Below are 26855 nucleotides of genomic sequence, written 5' to 3' on the forward strand. Positions count from 1 at the left end.
TTGAAAGGTCTTTTTCTCTATCTCATTTTACCGCTCCATACAGCTTCTCTATCTCATGCTCAATTTGTTTTACATCGATTCGCTCAAATAATGGCTGTACGCTATCAATTCTACTTGGCAACGTATTTTGCGGTTCCCAATTTCGGTTCACAATCGACAATGTGTTTCGAACTCTTTCACTTGAAAATGGTAAAAATGGTTCAAGGAGATGGGCAAAATTAGCGATAAGATACACACAGTTATAAATCGTTTCTTCACATGAAACTGGATCATCTTCTCTTTGTTTCCAAGGCTGCTTTTCATCAAAATATTTATTTGCAAAACGTACTGTATCAAATATTGTTTCTAGCGCCACCTTAAATTTAGTTTGCTCAATCGCCTCTCCTACACGCTTATATAATCCTTCTACTTTATCTTTCAGCTCTACCTCAATACTTCCCTTCGTCACGATACCACCATAATATTTTTCGATAAACTTTAATGTCCGGTTCACAAAGTTCCCGTATGCACCTAATAATTCACTATTATGACTGTAAATAAATTCCCGCCATGAAAAATCAGTATCGCGATTTTCTGGTGCGTTGACGGTTAAAAAGTAACGAATAGAATCTGGATCATAGCGTTCTAATATGTCAGGCACCCATACTGCCCAGTTTTTACTTGTAGATAATTTTCTTTTTTCAACTGTTAAATATTCATTCGAAACGATATGACGCGGGATTGCTTCCTCCCCTATTCCAAGTAATACCGCTGGCCAAATGACGGAATGAAACGGAATATTATCCTTTCCGTGCACATAATATGTTTTCGCTTCGCTATCCCAAAACTCTTGATCATCTTTCCCTGTTTCTTCAGCCCAATGTTTACTCGCTGAATAATAGCCTGTCACTGCTTCAATCCATACGTAAATTTTCTTATCTTCATACCCTTCTACTGGAATTGGTACCCCAATTGGTAAATCACGTGATACGGCCCTATCTATTAATCCTTCCTTTACATATCTCTCTGTTAGTTGAATCGCATTGTCGCGCCATGTCCCTGTTTGTTTGGCAATTTCTACAGCTCTTTTAATTTGCTGCTGAAATGTATGCAATGCAAAATAGAAATGCTCTGTTTCCTCTACAGATGGCGTACTACCACATAACTTACATTTCTTTTCTAACAAATCGAGAGGATCTAAAATAGCAGAACAAGCATCGCATTGATCTCCTCTTGCTGCTTCATGGCAATGTGGACATATTCCTTCTACATAACGATCCGGTAAAAACTGTGTACACGTTTCACAATACGCTTGTTCCACTGTTTTTTTATAAATATGTCCTTCTTCTAATAAACGTAAAAAAACATTTTGAACCGTTTCATGATGGTGCTCACTATCTGTACGTGTATAACAATCATAAGTAAAACCAAGGCTACGAAAACATCGCTGGAACTCTTCATGATACTTATCAGCAATTTCTTTCGCTGTCACACCTTCTTGTTTTGCTCTAATTGCAATCGGTGTTCCATTACAATCACTCCCTGAAACATACAGCACATTCTCACCTTTTGCCCTGTAATAACGCGCTAAAATATCTCCAGGTAACAAACTCGCAATATGGCCAAGGTGTAACGAACCATTTGCATACGGCCAAGCGCCTCCAATAAAAATACTCATCTTACATTCCTCCTTTTAAATATAAAAAGCCCCGCCCTTATCTTAAAAAAGATAAGGGCGGGGCTGTATAAACAGTCGCGGTACCACCTTATTTCGCTAATTACTCACATAATTAGCCTTAACAAGTACGGAGCAATATGCTCTTATACTGTGGTTTTGATAACGAGTACCAACTCTCGTCGCCGCCTACTATTATCATTTGATAAGTTCAGGACGAAGCTCAAAGGCCATTGTTCAAATGAATATTCTTGCTTCTTCTCAGCTACCGAAGCTCTCTGGAAAGAATGTGTTCATCCTACTTTTCCTTTTCAACGCTTTTACGTATAAAAAGTATTGTACGACTTAATCACGGAAAAATCAAACTTTTATCCAGAAAGAAAAGGAAATCCCATCCCCCTGCCGAATAACTATACGTTCACAAAAGGAGTGATAACATTGAATCAAAAACAACTAAGCACTATAAATGAAAAAAGCTGGAATGCAGCTGCTTATGAAGCTTGGACGAATCGCCACGGGGCACCAGCTGATTATGCGAAAAAAATCATGAAAGATCCCACGCGCGAAGTAGCACATTATTTACCTTACATAAAATCCCCAAAAGGAAAATGTATTATTAATTTACTCGGCTCAAAAGGAAATAAAGCTGTCGCACTCGCCCTTTTAGGCTCTGACGTAACAGTTGTTGATATTTCAGCAAGTAATGCAAAATATGCAAATGAACTTGCTGATGCCGCAGGCGTCTCTATTCATTACATCGTTTCTGATGTACTAGATGTAAATCTCTCCAAATCATTTGATATCGTATTACTGGAACTTGGTGTACTTCATTACTTTCTAGATTTAAAACCACTTTTCACAACAATCTCTCAACTACTAAAGCCCGGTGGAATACTTATCCTTCGCGATTACCATCCAATATACACAAAGCTATTAGGAGTAGACCATCCATCATTTCGAGCAAGTGGAAATTATTTCGATGAAGAATTAATTGAAGATGATGTTGCTTATAGCATCCTTCTTACAGAAGCACAGAAAGAATCGCTACCTAAAACAACCATCCGTCGCTGGACGTTAGGAGAAATCATTACAACACTCGCGGAAGAACATTTTAAAATTGAAAAACTAGTTGAAGAACACGGACCTCATCAAAGATGGCTCTTCCCTTCTACTGCACCGGAAAGAATCGAAGAACGTATCCCTGGTCTATATACAATAATTGCGACAGCATGCAAAAAAGGATCCCTTCACGGATAGGATCCTTTTTGCATGCTCACGCATATAAGTTGAGGTTGGAGATTACCATAATTCTGTAGAATAGGACACAAGATATTTCAACATTTCGTCTCTGACTTACGTCGTCAAAAAGGGGTATGACCAACATAACGAAGAGTAATGTTTTAGTTGATACTGATAATCGTTATCAACTAATTAGAAGTATACATGATGTCATTTCAAATTTCAATAGCATTTCTAATATTTATTTATGAATTTTATGATATGCAAATGTATACATTTTAAGAACTTTTTCTAATATCAATCTGACTCCTTCCATTATCTGCTATAATTTTCATTGAACAGATTAATAACTTCATAATAATGTTTTTATTAATTTCGTTTTAAATATCTATAAATCATAATAAACAGTTTAAACGAGGGTAGGGGTAACGATGAAATATGTTAGTATTCGAAAAAAACTACTGTTCACACTCTTAAGCATTTCTTCTTTATTTAGCATTGCTCTTATTGTTATTCTTTCATTCGCCATGAATCAAGCAAGTGAAATCGAAACGTTAAAAAATGATGTATCAAAAAGAGCGACGATTTTAAAAGAACGTGGCGATTGGTTCCAAGCACAAGTTGCTGGTTTACAAGAATATTTACTATCACATGATCAAAAAGGATTAGATAAGTTCAACCGAGAAGGGAAAAAATTAGCTGATACTAGAGAGAAAGTAACAAGTGACAAGAAGCTCCCAGAAGGAATGAAAGAAGCTATTTTAATGGGGGGAAAATGGCGTAGCGTCATAGATAATGAGGTACTACCTCTTGCTCGTGAAGGAAAATGGGACGAAGCATCCAAAATTGCTTTAGCACAAACAGATTATGTAAATGATCTTTTAGGTCGTTTTAATAAATATACAAATGAAGAGAATGAGAAACGTGACGCATTAATTGCTGACGTCGAGTCTTCTTCATCACTTATTCAATATATTATTTTCTTCTCACTCATTACATGTACATTAACGTCTATTTTATTAGCATGGTGGTTCTCTGGTAAACTCGTTAAACCAATTCGACAAATTGATGAGAAGTTAAAAGAATTAGCTTCTCAAGATGGAGATTTAACGGCTAGATTACACGTAACAAGTAAAGATGAAATAGGTGACATTGCAAATTCCTTTAATCAAATGCTCACTAACTTACAGCTTATAATAAAACAAGTTCAACAAACATCAACAAGTGTAAAAGAAGCTTCCGAAAATGTATTTATCGAAACGACTGCTTCTATGGAAAATACCGCAAGGACCCAAGAAACTATGAATGCTCTTGAACACAATATTCGTTCACAAGTTTCTAGCATTGAAGAAAGTTCAACTGCAATGGATGACATGGCAACGAGTGTTCAGCGTATCGCTGAGTCCGCCTCTTCTGTTACTAGTTTAGCTGTTACAACTTCAGAAAAAGCAGATGATGGGAATAAAGTCATTGAGAAATCTATTACACAAATGCACACAATTAACGAAGCTGTTAACGCTACATCACAAGTAGTTGAGCGACTCATTACACATACAAATCATATCGATACTGCACTTCAATCTATTTCGAATATCGCCGAGCAAACAAATTTACTCGCTTTAAATGCTTCTATTGAAGCAGCTCGTGCTGGTGAACATGGCAAAGGATTCGCTGTTGTTGCTGATGAAGTTCGAAAACTTGCTGAACAATCTCAACTAGCCGCAACTGACATTAACCATTTACTGCATCAAATTCAAGCCGATACTAAAATAGCAAATGACATGATGACACAAGGTCAAGCAGAAGCTTCTGAAGGAATTACTGTTATTCGTACTGCCGGATCTTCATTCTCAGAAATTGTTAACCACATTAACAAAGTCTCTACGCAAATGCAAGAAATGTCTGCAACTGCTGAAGAGATGGCTGCAAGCTCTGAAGAAATGAACGCAGCTTTAAATAATATCGCCTCTATTTCAAATGAAGTTGCTGCAGAAACATTACAAACAGCACATTCAGCTGGTGATCAAGTAAACAAAATGAGTATCGTGGCTAACAAATCATCTGAAATGAAAACAATCGTACAAGAACTTGAAGTTCTCGTCTCTCATTTCAAAACAAACGCTTAAAGTGAACCTTTCGCTTGTAATGACACAAGCCCAAAGGTATAGGAAAGAATATTTTACAGTCTCTCTTTTTTCAATTTAAAATATCTCTTTCTATCTCTCATTCCGTCTGCTATAATTCCTAAAGGAAATAAGAAAGCTTTATTCCAACTGGAGTAAAGCTTTCTTTCAATTTTTTACATTTATTAATTCTAATACTAAGATTTCACAAAGGAGGCTTTTAATCATATGAATTTTGTAAGTATCAGAAAAAAACTTATGTTCATGATGGGAACGATTTGCGCTTTATTTGGCATCGCCTTAGCTTTTATTTTATTTTTTGCTATTGACCAATCTCGTAAAGCTGAAACATTACAAAAAGAAATTTCTCCACTGGCAACAGAATTGAAAGAACGTGGAGACGCTTATCAAGTACAGCTATCTGCTTTAAGGGGTTATTTACTACAACATGATCAAGTCGAATTAGACAAGTTTAATGAGATGAGTAAACGTCTTGAGGATTCAAAAGATAAACTTCTTTCTAATCCAAATCTTTCTTCGTCCGTAAAAAGTACAATGGAATTAGGGTCTACTTGGAGAAAGTTCGTTGAAGAAAAAGTATTCACTCTTGCAAAAGAACAAAAATGGGAAGAAGCTTTACAAGTAGCTTCTTCAGAAAACGGAACGGTCTATAAAGTAATTGGTGACTTCACAAAGTACAGTAATGAACAAGCTAAATTACGTGAACAATCTATTGAACAAATTGATCAATCTTCACTAGGAATTGAATATGCAGTCTTTCTATCACTTGTTATTTGTATTGTCGTTGCAATTATTCTTGCATGGTGGTTCTCTGGTAAACTGGTGAAACCAATTCAACAAATTGACACGAAACTAAAAGAATTGGCCTCTCAAGAAGGTGACTTAACGGCACGTCTACAAGTAAATAGCAACGATGAAATAGGTGCTATCGCAACATCATTTAATAAAATGTTAGAAAACCTACAACATATCATTAATCGTGTTCAAAAAACATCAGTGGAAGTGCAAACCGCTTCTGAAAATATGCTAGAAAAAACAAATACATCACGTGAGGCGACATTAAGAGTCCAAAGCTCGATGTCCAACTTAAATGCAAGTATTCAATCACAAACTTCTAGTATGGAAGAAAGTTCAACTGCAATGGATGATATGGCAGTAAGTGTTCAGCGCATCGCTGAATCTGCTTCATCTGTAGCGGAACTTGCTGTTGCCACATCTGAACATGCTAGCGATGGAAGTACGGTTATCCAAAAATCTGTTTCACAAATGACAACAATACACGAAGCTGTAAATGCTACGTCAGAAGTGGTTGAACGTCTAATCACTCATACGAAATATATTGATACTGCTGTACAATCTATTTCTAATATTGCTGAGCAAACAAACTTACTTGCTTTAAATGCTTCTATTGAGGCTGCTCGTGCTGGCGAGCAAGGAAAAGGATTTGCTGTCGTAGCTGACGAAGTTCGAAAACTTGCTGAACAATCTAAAACAGCTGCAACAGACATTAATCAATTACTACATCAAATTCAAAATGATACAGAAACTGCTAGCTCTATGATGTCTCAAGGCCGTTCTGAAGCATTTGAAGGTATCAATGTTATTCGTGAAGCTGGTACTTCTTTCACAACAATTGTGGAACAAGTAAATAAAGTATCTACTCAAATGCAAGATATATCAGCAACTGCTGAAGAAATGGCTGCAAGTGCTGAAGAAATGAATGCTTCACTTAATAACATCGCTTCTATCTCTACTGAAGTATCCAGCGAAACTGCCGCAACGGCACAATCTGCTGAACAGAAAGTTATCGTTATGAATGAAATGACAGTAACTGCTAGAAAAATGAAACAAACAGTTGAAGAGTTAGATCAGCTCGTATCTCATTTTAAAACAGAATAGATGTTCAAAAAATATCCCTCTTGCGAAGAGGGATATTTTTTCGAGCTCATTTCCTGCACATTATGCTCATTTCCGTTATAATGAGAATCGATATCATTAAAGTGTAGGAGGGGCTGCTTATGTCACAAGAAGCATTTGAAAATAAATTACTTGCCAATTTAGAAGCTGTTATTGACCCTGAACTAGGTGTTGATATCGTTAATCTTGGATTAGTTTATGATGTTACAGCAGATGAAAATAATAATGCTGTCATTACGATGACTATGACTTCTATCGGTTGTCCAATGGCTGGGCAAATCGTATCAGACGTTAAAAAAGTATTATCAACAAACGTACCTGAAGTTAATGAAATAGAAGTAAATGTCGTTTGGAATCCACCGTGGTCGAAAGAACGTATGTCACGTATGGCGAAAATCGCATTAGGTATTCGCGACTAAATAAAGTGGAAATTTCATCATTTGCGGATAGCGGGATAAAGAAAAGACCTGACTAGGATGTCAGGTCTTTTCTCTTATTATTTTACACCTACTGCATCATAAGCTTTCGTTACAGCTTGTACAGCTTTAGAGTTTTTACCGTATAAATCTTCAGCTGACTGAAGTGCCGCTTGACGCATCATTTTGAAGTCAGAGTTTGCAGTTAAATATTTCGTAAGAGCACGGTAGTAAATTTTTTCTGTCGCTTCACGGCCCACTCCAGTTACTTTCACACCGTAATGATCCCCGCCTTCAGATACTAAGTATGCAGCTTTATTGTTAATACTGCTGTTAATATGAACGCCGCCATTATCAGCTGTTCCAGTGTAACGTTTACTATAGTGATCTGGGTAACCTTCACTTGGTTTTAATGGGTTTGGAATAGACGCTGGGTCTTTAAGAGAGCGAAGCGCATCACCAGGTTTATCAGGTGTATAAATATCAGCACCTAAATCCCAGCTCTTCTTCTCAACCATAACACCCATAATATCAGATAACGATTCATTTAACGCCCCTGACTCATTTTTGTAAACAAGGTTTGCTGTATGTTCAGTTACAGCATGCGTTAATTCGTGACCGATAACATCAAGTCCAGCAGATAATGGAATGAAAGTTTTTCCATCTCCATCACCATACATCATTTGCACACCATTCCAAGCTGCGTTATTCCAAGCTGTACCTACGTGAACAGTTGAAATAAGCTTCGCACCTTTATCATCGAAAGAGTTACGATTAAATGTCTTTTTGTAGTAATCATATACTTTCCCTGCATTTACATGCGCATCAACTGCAGCTTTATCTTCGAAGAACTTAGATTTACTTTCAACTTCTTCTCCTGTATATCCAAGCCATTGTGAGAATAAATTAAACCAGTTCTCGTCCATATTTTCTGCATCAAATGTATGAATGCCTTGTCCTCGTTTACCATCAAACAAGTTGAATTGTCCTGTTTTCGTATCTTGAGCAATTTCAAATGATTGTCTAGCACCTAATACTCCGTAACCAAATCCAGTAATGTTATCTACAGCGTTATATTTCTCAATAACATTTCCATTCGTTGCATCAACAAAATAATGCCAATATCCTGGAGCTGGTTTTGAAATCGATGCCTTAACTAAGTATGCAAGGTAGTAATTACCGTCCTTTTCATATACAAACAAATCTTTTTTCACACCGTCATAACTCTTTACTTTACCAATTTCTTTCTCAATATCTGCCTTTGCAATCGTTTCTGCTTGTTCCGCAGTAATGCTTGCAGCTGCAGGAATATTTTTATCATCTAAATTCGGAATAACTTGTCCGAAGAATGCTTTTACATTATTCTCTTTATCAAGTGTAACAGTTTGATCAGAACCGTACACAGGAATGTTATTATGTTTCTCAACTAGCTTCACATGTGTCGTATCAGATTCAGCGTCTTTTTCTTCTCCAACGATATTAAAATGCTTTTCAATATTTCCTGCTAATTTAAACATATCTTTCTTACTCTCTAAGTATTGAAAGACCGTCTCTTTTTTATCTAGTCCTTCCGGTGCTTTCCATTCTTCACCTATGTATGCAGGTGTTTTAAATTCTTGATGATATTGAATTTTTTGTTCTTCCGCTTTCGTTGTCGTTGCCCCAAACGCTCCAAATCCCCCGACGATAACAGTTAACGCTAATGCTGATGAAATAACTTGCTTTTTCACTATAACATTCCCCATTCCCATAAAGATTTTTGACACTTTTATACAATTCTTATTTTCCCAGCCGATACCTCTACCGAAAATTTGAGAAACATTTTTCAGATAATTCCAATCCAAAAAAGAGGACATCTATCGGATGTCCTCTTTTCTATAAACCTTTTATTGTTTTTTCAATTCAATTGCTAAATAGTGTGATTGCTCTTTCGCTTGAATGTGAATATCTTCTTCTACAGATTCTGCCGCATCCCGCATAACAAACGTTTCACCATTGATTACACTGCTTCCTTCAATTTGTACAAGATACAATTGACGGCCTTCTTTCACTGGAAAATGAATTTCTTTTCCAGCCTCTAATGATAAGGAATATAAATTCGCATCTTGGTGAATTTGAATTGGTGCATTTCCTTCTACTGAAGATACCATATGGAACCATTCATTTTCACGCTTGCTCCAATCAAATTTAAACTCACCATAGTTTGGTTTATGATCTGCACGGTCTGGTAAAATCCAAATTTGTAATAAACGCAGCGTTTCATCGCCTAAATTATGCTCGCTATGAAATACACCCGTGCCAGCACTCATATATTGAACATGTCCACGCTCAATCGTTCCGCGATTTCCCATGCTGTCTTCATGTGTTAAAGCACCATCTACAACGTAAGAAATAATCTCCATATCACGATGTGGATGCATATCAAAACCAGTTTGCGCCGCTACTAGATCATCATTAATAACACGTAACGCTCCGAAGTTCATGTTATTTGGATTGTAGTAATTGGCAAAAGAAAAATGAAAATGTGTATTTAACCAACCATGATTTGCTCTGCCCATATTTTTATGATCAACTTTTCTAAACATATCCTTCACCTCATACTATCTCGAATTCGAGATTTATTTTAAAATTTTTTCTTACTGTAACTTTTTTAATAGTGTTAATAACTGCTTTTGTTCCTCTATATTTAAATTATGAAACTTCTCTGCTTGGAACGTTTCTTGAGGTGGGACGATTTCCTCATATAAAGCTCTTCCCTTTTCTGTTAAAGAAATATATTTCGTAGTACCCTCTTGTTCACGCAAAATCCACTCAAGCTGCTCCATTTTATTTAAAAGCTGCGTTACATTTCCTTTCGTAACAAATAGCTTATTTCCAAGTTCTTGCTGCGTTAAACGATTATATCCTCCAACTTGAGCTAACACATCAAACTGGGCGGCAGATATATTCCATTTTTTCAAATGCTGATTCGTCTCACGAATACTCTTATTATAAAAGCGTGACAAACGAAACCATAATAGTAGCCCTAGTCTATCTTCTGTTTTCATTTCATCACCTCGCTCGTTTCATATCATTAGTTTAGAACTAAACTTAATAAAAGTCAAATACTTATTTTTAATAAGCATAAAAAGCACAGCGCTATTTCTCCACTATGCTTTACATTAACTTTCTACTCTTATATTCATCCAATTTCCTCTCCGCGAACTTCCTCGCATCTTTTTCAATCCACCGCTCTTCGTACCGTTCACTTCCCACATACAATATATCTCTCTTATGCTGCATCGCATGGCGGAATTCATGCAGTAGCGTTTTGAGAACTTGATCATACTCTTCCCACATACAAACGAAAATTAATTGCTTTTCTTTATGATAAAAACCACCTACTGGGAATAGGAACTCTTCTTCCTCTTCCCCTAATGATAGAAGCACATCATTTGCATCACACGTATCACAAAAAATAACGGGCGTTTTACATACTTCAATAAGAGAAAACAAATCCTCTCTCAACTTTTTGACATCCCAAGGAAGCTCCGAATCCAACACATACCAATTCTCTACCTGTTGATATACATTTTGAAACTGGAGTTCCATTTCTCTTTATTCCCCTTTCCAAGCACCCTTTTTCTATATGTATGCCACAATATAGTAAATATTAAACGTATTCTTTCATCCTTGAAAAAATGCCAATAAAAAAGGAATCTACGTCGACATAGATTCCTTTTCTGTAATCACTTTTTTTTCATCATTTTTTTTAATACAAAATAACCAATTGCACTAACAATAGCAACAAGTGCAAAGTATTTCACATATGGCCCCGCAACTTTATTAATACTTTCCCACTCTGTTCCTAATTTAAAACCTAAATATACAAACACAATTGACCACGGAATAACAGCTAATGTAGTTAGCGTAATAAACTTAGCATGTGACATTTTCGCAATACCCGCTGGTATCGAAATAGCATGACGCACAACCGGAATAAAACGTGCGGTAAAGATAACGCCAGTTCCATAACGATTAAACCAATCTTCAGCATAATCAATATGTTTCTTCTGAATTAAAATATATTTTCCATATCGCTCAAGAACAGGTCTTCCTCCATATCGACCAATCCAATAAATGAATAGTTGTGCAATTACACCACCAATTGTACCGAACGCGACAGCGCCCCAAAATGTAATGCTTCCTGTTGATACTAAATAGCCTGCATAAGACAATACGATTTCACTTGGAATAACCTCTAGCATTAATCCAAGCATAATTCCCCAATAACCAAGTCCTTCTAAAAAAACTAAAACCGAATGAATCAACTCTCCTAACATCATGTACCTCTCTTTACTGTTTTCATCACCAAAATAAAAGTACAAGCAGGAAATATCTTGTACTTTTATTTTTTTAATTTAGTTAGTCTTCGTATCCCACTTAAAGATTTTATTTAAGAATTTATATACATTCTTCGACTCTTTTGTCAGAAGTGGGCCTAAAATGGATAGTATAAGCACGTATAGTGCTGAGAATGGTTTCAGTACTGACATTAAACCACCGGCGATACCGATATTAGCCATAATGATGGAGAACTCTCCTCTGGAAACGATTGTTAATCCGATATTTGTTGATGCTTTATGAGATAATCCAGCTTGTCTTCCTGCAATCATTCCTGCTACAAAGTTACCGATTATCGTAAGAAGGACAGCACCTAACGTTAACCATATCGCTCCGCCTAATGAGAACGGATCAATACTTAACCCGAAGCTGAAGAAGAAAATAGCTCCGAAAAAGTCTCTAAATGGAACAACAAGATGTTCAATTCGGTCACTATGCTCTGTCTCAGAGAAAACTAATCCTAGAAGAAGTGCTCCAATTGCTTCTGCAACGTGAATTGTTTCTGAAAAACCAGCAATGAAGAATAACGAAGCAAATACTACAATAATAAAGATTTCATCTGAGCTAATATTGAGCAATTTATTTAATAACGGCGTAGCCTTTCTAGCTACTATAAAGAATAGAAGCATATATCCTAAAGCAATTCCAATTGAAGTAAGGGCACCTAAGAAGGAAGCGTGATCTCCAAGTACTAAACCAGAAACAACTGATAAATATACAGCAAGGAATATATCTTCAAACATAATAATTCCTAAAATTAATTCGGTTTCATTATTACCAGTTCTTCTTAAGTCCACTAACACTTTAGCAACGATAGCGCTAGAAGAAATCGTAATAATACCCGCAATAATTAAGATTTCTAGTAATGGGAATCCCATTATAAATCCGTATAACAAACCAAGTGAAAAGTTAATTAAAATATAAATCGTTCCGCCAATCGCAATAGAGCGTCCAGATTTAATTAGTTTTTTCATTGAAAATTCTAATCCTAGATAGAATAGAAGGAATAGAACCCCAATTCGTCCAAGGAAGGAAATTACACTTGCACTTTCAATAAATTTGAGATCGATAACACCTATTGTCGGTGCATGCGGTCCTACTAACATTCCAAGAACGATTAGAAAAGGAATTACTGAGAATTTAAATTTCCCAGCAATTACTGCTGCAATTGCCACTAAAACTAAAGCTGTACCAACTTCAAAAATTAACGTATCCATCTAATCAGTCCCCCCTATTTGAAAGTAATTCATTAATGATTTTTTTAATTTCTTCTCTCTCACCTGAAACTACAAGCATATCTCCTTCTTCAATTACTGTTTCTGGTCCTGGATTAAATAGCTTCTTCATGTTCTTCTTCATAACCGCGATTATTGTTACGCTATATGTTTTTCTTATTTCAAGATCGCCAATTGTTTTTCCGATTGCTGGAGCTGTATTCTCCACTTTGAACCACTCAATCGCTAAACCTTCAAAAACCATCTCAACATTTTCTAACGCCCTAGGCTTATATACCATTCCACCTAATATTGCAGCGATTTGTCTTGCCTCTGAGTCACGTAGTGAAATACTTGAGATGCTTTCTTCATGGTCTGAATCAAAATGATACATTTCTCTACGACCATCATCATGAATGACAATTACCATCTTTTCATTACCTTTCGTAACGATTTGAAACTTATAACCAATACCCGGAAGTTCACTTTCTCTAATATTCATTTTTAGCTCCTCCATAACTTGTTTATTTTAATTTTCTGTTTTTCTGTCTTTTATTCATCCAATCAACTTTAGAAATTCTAACCACTCAGGATATTTGTGATTTGGAAATCTTTTATTGTAATAATAAGTGGACCCTAAAAAGATACTTAAAGATGTAATGATAAAAAATATATTACTTCTCATTTTCAAACTCTCAAGGCTTACTTTCCATAAAGAATCTTCTTTCAAATTATCCCCACTTTCTCGCTTTAAATTTAGTTTTTTAAAATGTAAATAATTCTAAAAATATTACGATGTAACATAATCATAACACAAAAATGTTTTAAGTAACATAATTTTTTAGAAAAATTGATTCTCGTATATTTTTTGCATATAATTTTCTTATTACGAAAAAAAGGAAGTGTATTATATGGTTGATATCTTTAGCAGATTCCTTGAGGTAACGAATAATATTTTATGGTCATATATTCTTATTGCAATGCTAATCGGCTTCGGTCTTTACTTCTCTTTTAAATTAAAATTTGTCCAAATTACTCATTTCAGTGAGATGGTCAGCTTAATTAGTAAAGGGTTTAATCGAAAAGAAAAAAAGAAAGATAGCATCTCACCATTCCAAGCATTTTGCTTAAGTGCAGCAGCACGTATCGGTATCGGAAACTTAGCTGGTGTAGCATTAGCAATTTCAATGGGTGGACCTGGCGCAATATTTTGGATGTGGTTTATCGCAATTATCGGAGCAGCTACTAGTTTTGTAGAATGTACACTTGCGCAAATTTATAAAGTAAAAGATGGAAGTAGGTTCCGTGGTGGACCAGCATATTACATGGAAAAAGGGTTAAACAAACGCTGGATGGGCGTCTGGTTTTCACTTCTTATTACAGTTGCGTATGGATTAATTTTCAATTCAGTGCAAGCAAATACAGTAACAATAGCGTTTGAAAATGCTTTTGGACTAGAGCGAACAATCGTAGGAGCTCTATTAGCCTTATTAGTTGCAGTTATTATTTTTGGTGGCATTAAGAGCATTTCACGTATTACAGAAATGATTGTTCCGCCAATGGCAATCGTTTATATCGGCGTGGCTATTTTTGTCGTTATTAACAACTTCAGTATGTTACCAAGCATTTTCATGGAAATCTTTAACGGTGCATTCGGTTTAGACCAAGCCATCGCTGGTGGTATTGGAGCAGCAATCAAGTTCGGAATTCAGCGCGGTTTATTCGCTACAGAAGCGGGAATGGGTAGTTCTCCTAATGCAGCCGCAACATCTGATGTATCTCACCCTGTAAAACAAGGGCTTGTTCAAGCGTTAGGCGTTTTCGTAGATACATTCTTAGTATGTACATCAACAGCATTTATCGTATTATGTTCTGGACTTTACAAAGGATCAAATTTAGAAGGTATCGAATTAACACAAAACGCATTAAGTTCACAAATTGGACCGTGGGCAAGCACTTTCTTAGCGATTATTATTTTCCTATTCGCTTTCAGTTCACTTCTAGGAAACTACTATTATGGTGAAACAAATATCGCATTCATTAAAGAAAGTAAAACATGGTTAATGATTTATCGTGTTGCAGTTGTCGGAATGGTATTCTTCGGATCAATCGCTGCTCTTAAAACAGTTTGGAGTTTAGCTGATTTATTCATGGGACTAATGGTATTCACAAACTTAATTGCCATCTCATTCCTTAGCAAATTTGCTTACGCTGCATTAGTAGACTATTTGAAGCAAAAGAAACAAGGAAAAGATCCTGTCTTCGTTGCAAACTCTATCCCTGGCTTAAAGAATACAGAGTGCTGGGATGGGCAAGATGTAGAAGAAAAACAAAAGGCTGTTTAACAAATAAAAGCGGAAGCGGCTCGTTCAGAATCGCAGGACACTTCAAGCTCTCGACCTTGAAGCGCTTTTTGCTTCGAGCGAGAGAGCGAAATGACCGGAGATTCTAGCCGCTGGAGCTGGATATCAATTAAAAGCGGAGGTGACTTGCTCAGAACAGGAGGGCATTGGAGCTCCTGACGAAGAGGCGTTCTTTGCCTCACAGGAAGGCGCGAAATGACCGACTGGTCTAGTCACCGGAGCTGGATATCAATTAAAAGCGGAGGTGACTTGCTCAGAACAGGAGGGCATTGGAGCTCCTGACGAAGAGGCGTTCTTTGCCTCACAGGAAGGCGCGAAATGACCGACTGGTCTAGTCACCGGAGCTGGATATCAATTAAAAGCGGAGGTGACTTGCTCAGAACAGGAGGGCATTGGAGCTCCTGACGAAGAGGCGTTCTTTGCCTCACAGGAAGGCGCGAAATGACCGGAGATTCTAGTCACCGGAGCTGGATATCATTAAAAGCACAAGCGGCTCGTTCAGAACAAGAGCCATATCTCAAACAAAGGCCCTATTACTTCACCGTAATAGGGCCTTTTATTTACAACAGTTCATAATTTGTTCAAATTAATTCCAGCAAAAGGGTTGATTTATAGAGATTACTAGATTATAATTATTATAAATTAGTAATTGATATCACATAACAACTCAAAAGGAGATTGATCATAATGAACAAACAAGTAATCGAAGTATTAAACAAACAAGTAGCAGACTGGAGCGTTTTATTCACAAAACTTCACAACTTCCATTGGTACGTAAAAGGACCTCAATTCTTCACATTACACGAGAAATTCGAAGAACTTTACACAGAATCAGCTACTCACATCGATGAAATTGCAGAACGTATTTTAGCAATTGGCGGCAAACCAGTAGCAACAATGAAAGAATACTTAGAACTATCTTCTATTCAAGAAGCAGCATACGGAGAAACTGCAGAAGGGATGGTCGAAGCAATCATGAAAGACTACGAAATGATGCTAGTCGAACTGAAAAAAGGCATGGAAATCGCTCAAGACTCTGACGATGAAATGACATCTGACCTACTACTAGGCATCTACACAGAACTAGAAAAACACGCTTGGATGCTACGTGCGTTCTTGAATCAATAATAGATTTAAAAGCGGAAGCGGCTTGCTCAAAATCGCAGGGCATTGGAGCTCTCGACCTTGAAGCGCTTTTTGCTTCGAGCGAGAGAGTGAAATGACCGGAGATTCTAGCCGCTGGAGCTGGATATCACCTAAAAGCGGAGGTAGCTTGCTCAGAATGTGAGGGAGATGGAGCTTTTGACGTAGAGGCGCTCTTTGCCTCGCAGGAAAAAGCGAAGCCACCGAACATTCTAGCTACCGGAGCTGAATATTACTTTAAAGCGGAAGCGGCTCGTTCAGAGTCGCTTTTTTCTATAGATTGATCGCGCATGCTGGTACATGAAATTTATATCAGCGATTTTTCCAACATATCGGCGATTCTCCCCAATATATCAGCGATTATCCAATTATATCGGCGATTCCATCCAATATATCAGCGATTTTTCAATTATATCGACTTATCGACAAATCACGACAATATTAACACGCCTCTCTCCCCTACTTTTATCAATATATTACAATCTCATCTATGTTAAAATATAGGAAACACCCTTTAGCTTTTCCAAATTCATCATTTACTACTTAAATGACGGGAGTGGTTCAGTTGAAAGACTACTTAATTAGAGCATTTTTTGCGTTAATAACAGTTGGGATTCTCTTACTTATAGCTAATATTTTCAATATACGTGTCGAGGTTAAGGACTATGCTTTCCTCGTTGTCGTAGCAATTGGTGGCGGCTGGGGTGGCTGGTACCTGTATAAAAAGCAAAGCAATCAAAATAATAAAGGCATTCCAAAGTAATACGGAATGCCTCTTTTTATTGCCTTCTGTAATAAATAATGAAATTCAGACCACTAATACAACCAATCGCAATAAACATACAAAACGATTGTGGATCTCCACCTAGATTATACTCATCAACGATAAACCCAGACATAAACAACGTTATCGCGGAAACACCGATACACAATACCGAGATAAACCAAAGCGAAAATTCATTAATCAACTCTTTCTTCTGTCTCAAAACAATTAGCATAACAAGAATAGATGCTGCTAAAATACTTTTAAAGACCGGTCTTAAATACACAAACTCCTCCATCTCTTTCTCCTTTTCCAAAAACATTACATCTAAAAATTAACATATTTAACCAAATTAAAAACACATGCCATCTTAAATTAAAACGACATGTGTTTCCGTATTTGCTATGATAGTTGCTTCCACTTCGTTCCCAAAACAGGACGCTCATAATTTTGGATTGCATGAATCAGTTTATCTGCTGTCTCTGCTGAAACGATCAATTCTTTATTTGATGGATTCATAAATCCTTCTTCTGCTGCACGTTCAACCATTTGCAAAATTGGTCCGTAAAAACCTTTTATGTTTAATAAACCAACCGGCTTATTATGTATACCAATTTGTGACCAACATACAACTTCAAATAGTTCTTCAAACGTTCCGTATCCGCCTGGAAGCGCAATAAAAGCATCTGCAAGCTCTGCCATTTTAGCTTTACGTTCGTGCATCGTCTCTACTTCAATTAATTCTGTTAATCCTGTATGCACAATTTCTCCTCGGAATAGACCGCGCGGCATAACACCTGTTACACGTCCACCTAAACGAAGAACTTCGTTTGCTACTTCTCCCATTAATCCGACACATGAACCACCGTATACGAGCTCATAGTCGTTCTCAACAAACATTTTACCTAACTGAATTGCCTGCTCTTTAAATTCTGGTCTCTCTCCTAAATTAGAACCTGCAAACACACAAATCTTTCTCATCCCTACACCCCGAAACTATATATTGTTATGATACAATGAACATTGTACAACATATTGAGGAGATGAGGAAGAAATGGATATCGTTGCATTTCAAAGATGGGTTGAGGAATTTTACGAAAAACGAAGCTGGTCACAGTATAATGCCTTTATTCGCTTAAATTTCTTAACCGAGGAAGTTGGGGAAGTTTCACGAGTCGTTCGTGCTATTGAAATTGGCCGCGATCGCCCTGATGAAGATGCGAAAACAGAAGAAGAGCTAAAACAAGAACTAAAAGAAGAACTTGGCGATGTACTATCTAACCTTATTATTCTTTCGCAAAAATATGATTTAGACTTACAAGACATTATGGATGCACACGTCACAAAGCTTTCGAAAAGGTTCGAAGTATCTAAATGAGAATATTATCAATTATGGTATAATATTATTGTCACAATACTAAGGGGGATTTTATGTTATCAAAAAAATTGCACGACGCATTAAATGAACAAATGAACTTTGAATTTTACTCTGCCCATGCTTATATGGCAATGGCTGCTTACTGTACAGCTGAGAGCTATGATGGATTCGCTAACTTTTTCCTTGTACAAGCTGAAGAAGAACGTTTCCACGCAATGAAGCTTTACAACTATATTAATGACCGCGGAGAACGCGCTATTATTACTGGATTTGATAATCCGAATAACGAATACAAATCTGTATTAAACGCTTTTGAAGTCGCACTTGAGCACGAGCGTGAAGTAACGAAACGTATTTACAACTTATCTGATATCGCTTGGGACGAGCGTGAACATGCAACAATTACATTCTTAAAATGGTTCGTTGACGAACAAGTTGAAGAAGAAGCTTCATTCGATAGCATCATTCAAAAATTAAAACGTATTACAAGCGATTCAAACGCACTGTTTATGCTAGATGCTGAATTAGAGAAACGTACATTTACGCCTCCAGCTGAATAATATTTCAATCACCTTAATACATGAATTAAGGTGATTTTTTTGTTTGCTCTCTATCTTAAAATCACCTTAAATTTCCTCATATTTGACATAGTGCCAGCTATAAAATGGTATTATTTTCAATATAAAAACGAATATACGAGGAGAGGAAAAATGAATCAACGTGTAGAAGCTGTTGATGCAATTCGTGGTTTCGCTTTGTTTGGCATTTTACTAGTCAATATGACATTAATTCAATTCGGGTTCTTCACCAGTGAAAAACCAACTTATCTATTCGGCGATCTTGATAAAGGCGCTAATTGGTTTATTCAATTCTTCGGCACACATAACTTTATATCCCTATTTTCTTTTCTATTTGGACTTAGCATTATTTTGTTACAAAAAAGTATTATCGCAAAAGGAAAAAAATTCTTCCCCACATACATAAGACGTATTATCATTCTTTTACTACTCGGCTACATTCACGGCACTTTTGTTTGGGAGGGAGATATTTTATTTGCATACGGAATAATTGGGATTTTCTTAATGATGTTCATCAATCGAAAACCGAAAACTTTGCTCATTTGGGCGATTATTCTACTCGCACTTATTACACTTATGTCTTATCAAACTGATCCATCTACAAATATAAATGATTTTGCACCTTATACTGAAAAAGAACATAAAGTCCATCAAACTGGAAGCTATATGGATCACGTCAACTTTAGATTGACTGAAAATCCTTTTGATTACATGGGAATTGACGGTGCATTCGGATTATTTTTCATATCAGTTTTCGCAATAATTTTTATGTCTCCACTGTTCCTACTCGGAATGTATGTAGGGAAAAAAGGCTGGCTATTTGAGGTCAATAAACATATACCTGGTGTCAAAAAAATATGGTTTGCCACCGGTCTCTTCTCTTTTACAATTAAAATCTTAGCTATGTTCGTAAAGCACCCGCTTTTAATTATGTTACAAGATGGCCTTACACCAGTAACTATGACCTTCTTTTACGGAAGCACAATCATTTTATTATTCCATTACAAAAAAGCAACCCGTCTACTAACATACATGGCGAACATGGGGAAAATGTCCGTTAGTAATTACTTAGCGCAATCTATTATCGCAACAACTATTTTTTACGCATATGGATTTGGCTTATACGGGAAAATCGGCTATTTCTTCGGTATTCTTTTAACCATCGGAATTTATACGATTCAATTATTCGTTAGCACCTATTGGCTCCAGAAATACCGAATGGGGCCAGTGGAATATGTGTGGAGACTGGGAACTTATTTAGAGAAACCACGTTTTAAAAGAAACTTGGATAAAGCAAGTTAAACAAAAAAAGCAATGAGCCTACGCTCATTGCTTTTCTTAATTTATTAAAGCATAACCCCAACGATAATCGCTGATAATATACTTACTAACGTTGCACCGTATACAAGTTTTAAACCGAATGATGATACAACGTTTGCTTGTTTGCCATCGATACTCTTCGTTGCACCTGCGATAATTCCAATAGATGAGAAGTTCGCAAATGATACAAGGAAGATAGATAAAATACCTACTGTACGAGCTGATAAATCACCAGCTACTTTACCAAGGTCAAGCATTGCAACGAATTCGTTCGTTACTAATTTTGTTGCCATAATTTGTCCTGCTTGTAGCATCTCTGATGTTGGAATACCCATTACGAATGCTAATGGTGAGAAGATATATCCTAAAATGCTTTGGAATGTGATTCCGAAAATTGAATCGAATACACCGTTAATTGCTGTAATTAATGCTACGAAACCGATTAACATCGCCGCTACTGTTACAGCGATTGAGAAACCAAGCATAATATATTCGCCTAACATTTCAAAGAATGTTTGTTTCTTGTCTTCTTGTAATTCTAAAATATCGTCTTCTTCTTTTACTTCATATGGATTAATGATATGAACGATAATGAATCCACTGAATAAGTTTAATACTAGTGCTGTTACTACATATTTTGGATCAATCATTTTCATATAAGAACCGACGATTGACATCGATACTGTAGACATTGAAGATGCACAAAGTGTGTATAAACGATTTTTCGGTAATTTGCTTAGTTGATCTTTTACTGTAATGAATACTTCCCCTTGACCAACGATTGCAGCTGCTACCGCATTATATGATTCTAGTTTTCCTAAACCGTTAACTTTACTTAATAGGAAACCGACTGCACGAATGATAATCGGTAAAACTTTAATATGTTGCAGAATCCCGATTAATACTGCTAAGAAAATAATCGGTAATAATACTGTTAAGAAGAATGGTGCTTGTCCATCGTTTGCTAGACCACCAAATACGAAATTAACCCCAGCTTCCGCAAATTTTAAAATAGCGCCAAATCCATCTGCGATCCCTTTTACTAATACGAATCCGACCTTTGTATTTAGTAAGAAATACGCAAGTACCAATTGAATGACAAGCATAAGTGCAATTGGTTTATATTTAATTTTCTTACGATCTGAACTGATAAGGAAACCTAGTACAAACACTACAAGTAAACCGACTAGAAACATTACGAACTTCATATGTGAATCCTCCACTTCTCCCACGAGTTATTGGTCGTATAACGTATAACGAATGACGTCTGACCATTGTTGTTAAAAAATTTAAAACCCCTAAAACTATTCAACTGTCATCTAAAATCAGTAAGCGTTTACATAAATTGCAATTTATAAAAGGTAGCTTCTTCTCTCCTACCATAATTGAAAGTCTGAAATTGATACCACCTACAAATCAAATTGTAAGCGTTATCTAGACGAAATGCAATATAAATTTTAAAAGATTTTTATATGTTAATATATTCCTAATTAATTGGTTTTTTCATGCAAATTTACCATAAAAATAGCCCTAGCTATGAGCTAGGACCATCTTTTTTTATAACATAACACCAACGATAATCGCTGATAGAATACTTACTAATGTCGCACCGTACACAAGGCGTAGACCAAATGATGATACAACATTTGATTGATTTTCATCGATACCTTTCGTTGCACCTGCGATAATTCCGATAGATGAGAAGTTCGCAAATGATACAAGGAATACAGAAAGGATACCAACTGTACGAGCCGATAAATCACCAGCTACTTTTCCAAGATCAAGCATCGCAACAAACTCGTTTGATACTAATTTTGTTGCCATAATTTGTCCCGCTGTTACCATCTCAGCTTGCGGGATACCCATTACGAATGCTAATGGTGAGAAAATATATCCTAAAATAGCTTGGAATGTAATACCGAACATTGAATCAAACAAGCTATTAATTGCTGTAATTAATGCTACAAAACCAAGTAACATAGCTGCTACTGTAATCGCAATCGTGAAACCAAGCATAATGTACTCGCTTAGCATTTCAAAGAATGATTGTTTTTTCTTATTTTCTAATTTCAGTGTATCTTCTTCTTCTGTAATATCGTACGGGTTAATAATATGAATGATAATGAAACCACTAAATAAATTTAATACAAGTGCTGTTACTACATATTTCGGTTCGATCATTTTCATATAAGAACCAACGATTGACATCGACACTGTCGACATAGAAGATGCACATAATGTATATAAACGATGTTTTGGGATTTTACTTAATTGATCTTTTACTGTAATAAATACTTCTGCTTGTCCAACAATGGCAGCTGCTACTGCATTATATGATTCTAGTTTTCCTAGACCATTTACTTTACTTAACAACGTACCAATAGCACGAATAAATATCGGTAAAATTTTAAAGTGTTGCAGAATTCCGATTAAAACCGCAAAGAATACGATTGGTAATAGCGCTGTTAAGAAGAATGAAACCTCTCCTTTATTAACAAGACCACCAAATACGAAAACGATTCCAGCTTCCGCATATCCAAGAAGTGCGCCAAATCCATCTGAAATTCCTTTTACTAAAATATAACCAACTTGCGTATTTAATAAGAAATAAGATAATGCTAGCTGAATAATAAGCATAATTGCGATTGGTTTATACTTAATCTTCTTTCGATCGGCACTTATAAGAAAACCGAGTACAAATACAACGAGTAATCCTACAAGGAACATAACAAACTTCATTAATAAAATCCTCCATTTAACTCTTCATTAACGTTGAACGTCTGACCATTCAAAACAAGAAATAATCCGAACTTTCCATTTCTCCTCCGTAACCTTCGATTGGATAGGAAATGTCATAAAAACTCTTGTTTCAAAGGCATTTTCCATTCTAACATAAATCACAACTCATATCCGCACTTTTCTTTAAAAAATTACATTTAATTATGAAATGCTCATAAATGTTCGTCTTTTACCATCTATAAACAACTGGATAAAACAAAAAATGAGCATCAAGTTTCACTTGATGCTCACCTCATTATACTGCTTTTTCTTTATCAGCTACTGCTGACTTATCCCAGCACTCTGTATTTTTCAAACCTGGAATAGAATCCGCATAGAATACCGGATCTTTCCCTTGTTTCTTTTGATTTACGTAATCTGATAATGCCGCAAAAGCATACTTAGAGAGGAATACAATCGCCACTAAGTTAATAACAGCCATAATACCCATGAATAAATCTGCTACATCCCAAACGATTTGAATTGTCGCTACAGATCCTAACATAACCATACCAAGTACAGCAATGCGGTACGCTGTTAATAGCACTTTACTTCCATTTAAGAATTCAATATTTGTTTCACCATAGTAGTAGTTACCTACTAATGAACTGAATGCAAACAAGAAGATTGCAACTGCTACAAATATAGAAGCCCATGGACCGATATGTTGACTTAACGCCTGCTGCGTTAATTGAATTCCATTTAAATCAGCTGCATTATGCACATCTGATAAAAGAATAATAAATGCTGTACAACTACAAATTAATAATGTATCTGTAAATACCCCTAAAGTTTGAATAAAACCTTGTTTAACTGGGTGCGTTACGTTCGCAGTCGCTGCTGCGTTCGGCGCACTCCCCATACCTGCTTCATTTGAGAATAATCCGCGTTTTACCCCTAGTAAAATCGCGGCTCCTAGTCCCCCACCTACTACTTCTTTAATTCCGAAAGCATGTAAGAAAATCTCTTTAAATACATACGGAATTGCCGTAATGTTTGTTACGACAACGAATAATGCCACTGCTACATAAATAATTGCCATTACTGGAACAATCATTTCAACCGCGCGTGCAATTCGTTTTACTCCACCGAAAATAATAACTGCAAGTAAACCAGCCATAACAAGACCGACTAATCTACTATCTGTTTTGAATGCCCCATCAAAAGCTGCCGCTACAGTATTAGACTGTACAGCATTAAAAATCAATCCGAAACTTACTGTTATTAGAACAGAGAACACAACACCTAACCAGCGTTTATTTAAACCCTTTTCCATATAATACGCTGGGCCCCCACGGAATGCATTCCCATCTTTCACTTTATAAATTTGCGCTAATGTGCTCTCTACAAATGCAGAAGCACCCCCAATTACCGCGATTAACCACATCCAAAATACTGCTCCTGGACCACCCGCTGAAATTGCGATAGCTACACCAGCTAAGTTACCAGTACCTACACGAGAAGCTGTACTCATACAAAATGCTTGGAATGATGATACGCCACTCTTCTCTTTTTGCGCTTTTCTCGTTTTCGAGCTTGCTCCATCCCCAAGTAATCGAATCATTTCACCGAAGTAACGAACTTGGACAAATTTCACACGAAATGAAAAATAGAGCCCTAACCCAATTAACATCGCAATAATGACATATGACCAAAGGATATTATTTACATCCCCAATTACCCTAGCTAAAAAATCCATATTTGCATTGCCCCCTCTTCCTAACAATAAGAAAATTATATTCTAAAAACTTTTAGTAATCAAGAACTTTATGTTAGGTTTCATGACATGAATACGTTAACTATATTAACATACTTGTTTTTTTCATAAAAATATAGCTATTACATGCATTTATCCAATACTCAATCTCTTATCCTCTTCGCCCAGCCATACTTTTAAAACAGTACGTTCCCCACAAATAACGAGAGGAACAAACAAAAAAGTTATATTAATAATTACCCCTCACCCTTTTCATCATTTACTACAACAAAAAAGGCGAGCATCAAATTTACCTCGATGCTCGCCTTTTCAATTACACTGCTTTTTCTTTATCTGTTACCACTGGCTTATCCCAGCACTCTGTATTCGTTAAACCAGGAATAGAATCTGCACTGAAGACTGGATCTTTCCCTTGTTTCTTTTGCCTTACATAGTCTGTTAATGCCGCGTACGCAAATCGGCCAAGAAGTGTAATCGCAATTAAGTTCGTTATTACCATTAGACCCATAAATAAGTCTGCCATATTCCATACAACTTGAAGCGTCGCAACAGAACCGAATAATACCATTCCAACTACCGCAATACGGTAAATTGTTAACCACGTTTTGCTTTGCTTAATAAATTCAATATTTGTTTCACCATAGTAGTAGTTTCCTAGAAGTGAACTGAAAGCGAATAAGAAAATAATAATCGCTAAGAAACTGCTCGCCCATGGGCCAATTTGTGAGCTTAATGCATTTTGTGTTAGTTCAATACCTTCTAAATTCGTTGCTTTATATGCACCAGAACATAGTACGATAAATGCTGTTGATGTACATACTAAGAATGTATCTACTAAAACCCCGATTGTTTGAATAAAACCTTGTTTGGCTGGATGCGTTACATCAGCTGTTGCTGCCGCGTTCGGCGCACTACCCATACCTGCTTCGTTCGCAAATAATCCGCGCTGAATACCATATTTCATCGCAGCACCGATACCACCGCCTACAGCTGAATCTAAACCAAATGCACCTTTAAAGATTTCTGTAAACACATCTGGTAGTAAATAGAAGTTTTTAATAACAACGAAAATCGCTACCGCAATATAAAGAATTGCCATTGGCGGAACAATCATTTCCGACATACGTGCAATACTTTTTACACCACCAAAAATAATAACCGCAACTAATACTGCTAATACAATCCCAACAACGTAACGCTCAATACCAAATGCATTTTTAAACGCTAATGTAACTGTGTTTGCTTGTACTGAGTTGAAAATTAAACCGTAACTAATTGTAATCAGAATAGAGAACCAAATCCCCATCCAACGTTTATTTAAACCTTTTTCCATATAATAAGCAGGACCACCACGGAAGCCACTGCCATCTTTTATTTTATAAATTTGTGCAAGCGTACTTTCTACGAAACTTGAAGAAGCCCCGATAATCGCAATAACCCACATCCAAAATACAGCTCCAGGTCCTCCCATAGAAATAGCTAACGCTACACCAGCTAAGTTCCCGATACCAATACGAGCTGCAGAACTCATACAAAATGCTTGGAACGATGACACGCTACCCTTTTTACGTGTCTTTCCAGTTAGTCCATCACTCATTAAACGAACCATTTCCCCTAAATGAGTAATTTGTACGAATTTCAATTTAATAGAAAAATAAAGACCTAAACCAATTAACATTGCAATAAGAATATATGACCAAAGAATTGTATTTGTTGATGAAATAAATTGCTCTAAAATATTCATACAATTAACCCCTCCTTTTCTCCATAAAACGAATTATATTTAAAAAACATTCAAAAATCAACATTTTTCGACAATTTGCAATTTCCAAATATTAGCCAGGTTCA

Annotated in this window: 24 protein-coding genes and 1 other annotated feature; of the genes, 10 read left to right on the top strand and 14 right to left on the bottom strand. The window is 36.3% G+C overall.

Annotated elements, in window-relative coordinates; genetic code table 11:
- Window positions 1-22: 22 nt before the first annotated feature.
- Window positions 23-1657, bottom strand: a complete 1635-nt coding sequence (gene metG, locus ACXKY9_RS24990) for a methionine--tRNA ligase (protein ID WP_000021558.1) — start codon at window positions 1655-1657, stop codon at window positions 23-25.
- Window positions 1658-1707: 50 nt separating this feature from the next.
- Window positions 1708-1978 (bottom strand) — a binding site (T-box leader).
- Between the two features lie 114 nt (window positions 1979-2092).
- Between metG and ACXKY9_RS24995 the strand changes: the two genes are divergently transcribed.
- The 4 genes from ACXKY9_RS24995 to ACXKY9_RS25010 all read left to right on the top strand — a co-directional run bounded on the left by ACXKY9_RS24995 (window position 2093) and on the right by ACXKY9_RS25010 (window position 7373).
- Window positions 2093-2911, top strand: coding sequence for a class I SAM-dependent methyltransferase (locus ACXKY9_RS24995; RefSeq protein WP_001072233.1), 819 nt, complete (start codon window positions 2093-2095; stop codon window positions 2909-2911).
- Between the two features lie 413 nt (window positions 2912-3324).
- Window positions 3325-5019 carry a methyl-accepting chemotaxis protein gene (locus ACXKY9_RS25000; protein WP_000878441.1) on the top strand — a complete coding sequence of 565 codons (1695 nt, stop codon included), beginning with the start codon at window positions 3325-3327 and terminating at the stop codon, window positions 5017-5019.
- 225 nt (window positions 5020-5244) lie between these two features.
- On the top strand, window positions 5245-6936 hold the full coding sequence (locus ACXKY9_RS25005) for a methyl-accepting chemotaxis protein (protein WP_001012196.1): 1692 nt from the start codon (window positions 5245-5247) through the stop codon (window positions 6934-6936).
- A gap of 119 nt (window positions 6937-7055) precedes the next feature.
- A complete protein-coding gene (locus tag ACXKY9_RS25010; RefSeq protein ID WP_000076422.1) occupies window positions 7056-7373 on the top strand; it encodes a metal-sulfur cluster assembly factor in 318 nt (105 codons plus the stop codon).
- 77 nt (window positions 7374-7450) lie between these two features.
- On the opposite strand, the gene ACXKY9_RS25015 is transcribed toward ACXKY9_RS25010, so the two are convergent.
- From ACXKY9_RS25015 to ACXKY9_RS25045, 7 genes are all read right to left on the bottom strand, one after another.
- Entirely contained in the window at window positions 7451-9100 is a 1650-nt protein-coding gene (locus tag ACXKY9_RS25015; RefSeq protein WP_021727967.1) for a M4 family metallopeptidase, read from the bottom strand.
- A 156-nt stretch (window positions 9101-9256) separates the two neighbouring features.
- On the bottom strand, window positions 9257-9955 hold the full coding sequence (locus ACXKY9_RS25020) for a pirin family protein (protein ID WP_000488929.1): 699 nt from the start codon (window positions 9953-9955) through the stop codon (window positions 9257-9259).
- 51 nt (window positions 9956-10006) lie between these two features.
- Window positions 10007-10417 (bottom strand): MarR family winged helix-turn-helix transcriptional regulator, encoded by a 411-nt coding sequence (locus ACXKY9_RS25025; protein ID WP_000845468.1) that lies wholly within the window; start codon window positions 10415-10417, stop codon window positions 10007-10009.
- 109 nt (window positions 10418-10526) lie between these two features.
- Window positions 10527-10961 (bottom strand): DUF3920 family protein, encoded by a 435-nt coding sequence (locus tag ACXKY9_RS25030; RefSeq protein WP_000422800.1) that lies wholly within the window; start codon window positions 10959-10961, stop codon window positions 10527-10529.
- Between the two features lie 137 nt (window positions 10962-11098).
- Window positions 11099-11692 (bottom strand): undecaprenyl phosphate transporter UptA, encoded by a 594-nt coding sequence (uptA, locus tag ACXKY9_RS25035; RefSeq protein ID WP_000900222.1) that lies wholly within the window; start codon window positions 11690-11692, stop codon window positions 11099-11101.
- A 78-nt stretch (window positions 11693-11770) separates the two neighbouring features.
- A complete protein-coding gene (locus ACXKY9_RS25040; protein WP_000380223.1) occupies window positions 11771-12970 on the bottom strand; it encodes a cation:proton antiporter in 1200 nt (399 codons plus the stop codon).
- Between the two features lie 4 nt (window positions 12971-12974).
- Window positions 12975-13469 carry a cation:proton antiporter regulatory subunit gene (locus ACXKY9_RS25045; protein WP_001026075.1) on the bottom strand — a complete coding sequence of 165 codons (495 nt, stop codon included), beginning with the start codon at window positions 13467-13469 and terminating at the stop codon, window positions 12975-12977.
- Between the two features lie 409 nt (window positions 13470-13878).
- Here ACXKY9_RS25045 and ACXKY9_RS25050 point away from each other — a divergent pair, with 409 nt between their 5' ends.
- From ACXKY9_RS25050 to ACXKY9_RS25060, 3 genes are all read left to right on the top strand, one after another.
- Complete coding sequence (locus tag ACXKY9_RS25050; protein WP_000227591.1) at window positions 13879-15312, top strand: alanine/glycine:cation symporter family protein; 1434 nt, start codon at window positions 13879-13881, stop codon at window positions 15310-15312.
- A 705-nt stretch (window positions 15313-16017) separates the two neighbouring features.
- Window positions 16018-16458 carry a Dps family protein gene (locus tag ACXKY9_RS25055; RefSeq protein ID WP_001041895.1) on the top strand — a complete coding sequence of 147 codons (441 nt, stop codon included), beginning with the start codon at window positions 16018-16020 and terminating at the stop codon, window positions 16456-16458.
- A 580-nt stretch (window positions 16459-17038) separates the two neighbouring features.
- Entirely contained in the window at window positions 17039-17236 is a 198-nt protein-coding gene (locus tag ACXKY9_RS25060) for a hypothetical protein (protein WP_000656313.1), read from the top strand.
- A gap of 16 nt (window positions 17237-17252) precedes the next feature.
- Here ACXKY9_RS25060 and ACXKY9_RS25065 read toward each other — a convergent pair whose 3' ends face one another.
- Window positions 17253-17534 (bottom strand): hypothetical protein, encoded by a 282-nt coding sequence (locus ACXKY9_RS25065; RefSeq protein WP_000390910.1) that lies wholly within the window; start codon window positions 17532-17534, stop codon window positions 17253-17255.
- A 104-nt stretch (window positions 17535-17638) separates the two neighbouring features.
- The gene (locus ACXKY9_RS25070; RefSeq protein ID WP_001225751.1) at window positions 17639-18217 is read right to left on the bottom strand and encodes an LOG family protein; all 579 of its coding nucleotides are present in this window, start codon (window positions 18215-18217) and stop codon (window positions 17639-17641) included.
- Between the two features lie 73 nt (window positions 18218-18290).
- Between ACXKY9_RS25070 and ACXKY9_RS25075 the strand changes: the two genes are divergently transcribed.
- The 3 genes from ACXKY9_RS25075 (at window position 18291) to ACXKY9_RS25085 (ending at window position 20494) form a co-directional block, all read left to right on the top strand.
- The gene (locus tag ACXKY9_RS25075) at window positions 18291-18614 is read left to right on the top strand and encodes a MazG nucleotide pyrophosphohydrolase domain-containing protein (RefSeq protein ID WP_000355749.1); all 324 of its coding nucleotides are present in this window, start codon (window positions 18291-18293) and stop codon (window positions 18612-18614) included.
- A gap of 53 nt (window positions 18615-18667) precedes the next feature.
- Window positions 18668-19174, top strand: coding sequence for a ferritin (locus tag ACXKY9_RS25080; protein WP_000949404.1), 507 nt, complete (start codon window positions 18668-18670; stop codon window positions 19172-19174).
- 150 nt (window positions 19175-19324) lie between these two features.
- The gene (locus ACXKY9_RS25085) at window positions 19325-20494 is read left to right on the top strand and encodes a DUF418 domain-containing protein (protein ID WP_001076355.1); all 1170 of its coding nucleotides are present in this window, start codon (window positions 19325-19327) and stop codon (window positions 20492-20494) included.
- 44 nt (window positions 20495-20538) lie between these two features.
- On the opposite strand, the gene ACXKY9_RS25090 is transcribed toward ACXKY9_RS25085, so the two are convergent.
- The 4 genes from ACXKY9_RS25090 to ACXKY9_RS25105 form a co-directional block, all read right to left on the bottom strand.
- A complete protein-coding gene (locus tag ACXKY9_RS25090; RefSeq protein ID WP_000673874.1) occupies window positions 20539-21720 on the bottom strand; it encodes a NupC/NupG family nucleoside CNT transporter in 1182 nt (393 codons plus the stop codon).
- Between the two features lie 349 nt (window positions 21721-22069).
- Entirely contained in the window at window positions 22070-23251 is a 1182-nt protein-coding gene (locus ACXKY9_RS25095; protein ID WP_000673839.1) for a NupC/NupG family nucleoside CNT transporter, read from the bottom strand.
- Between the two features lie 295 nt (window positions 23252-23546).
- Window positions 23547-24989, bottom strand: a complete 1443-nt coding sequence (locus tag ACXKY9_RS25100) for an alanine/glycine:cation symporter family protein (protein ID WP_000346416.1) — start codon at window positions 24987-24989, stop codon at window positions 23547-23549.
- Window positions 24990-25320: 331 nt separating this feature from the next.
- Window positions 25321-26751, bottom strand: a complete 1431-nt coding sequence (locus ACXKY9_RS25105) for an alanine/glycine:cation symporter family protein (RefSeq protein ID WP_001022922.1) — start codon at window positions 26749-26751, stop codon at window positions 25321-25323.
- Window positions 26752-26855: the final 104 nt, after the last annotated feature.

This window comes from Bacillus sp. 2175 (assembly GCF_057812155.1).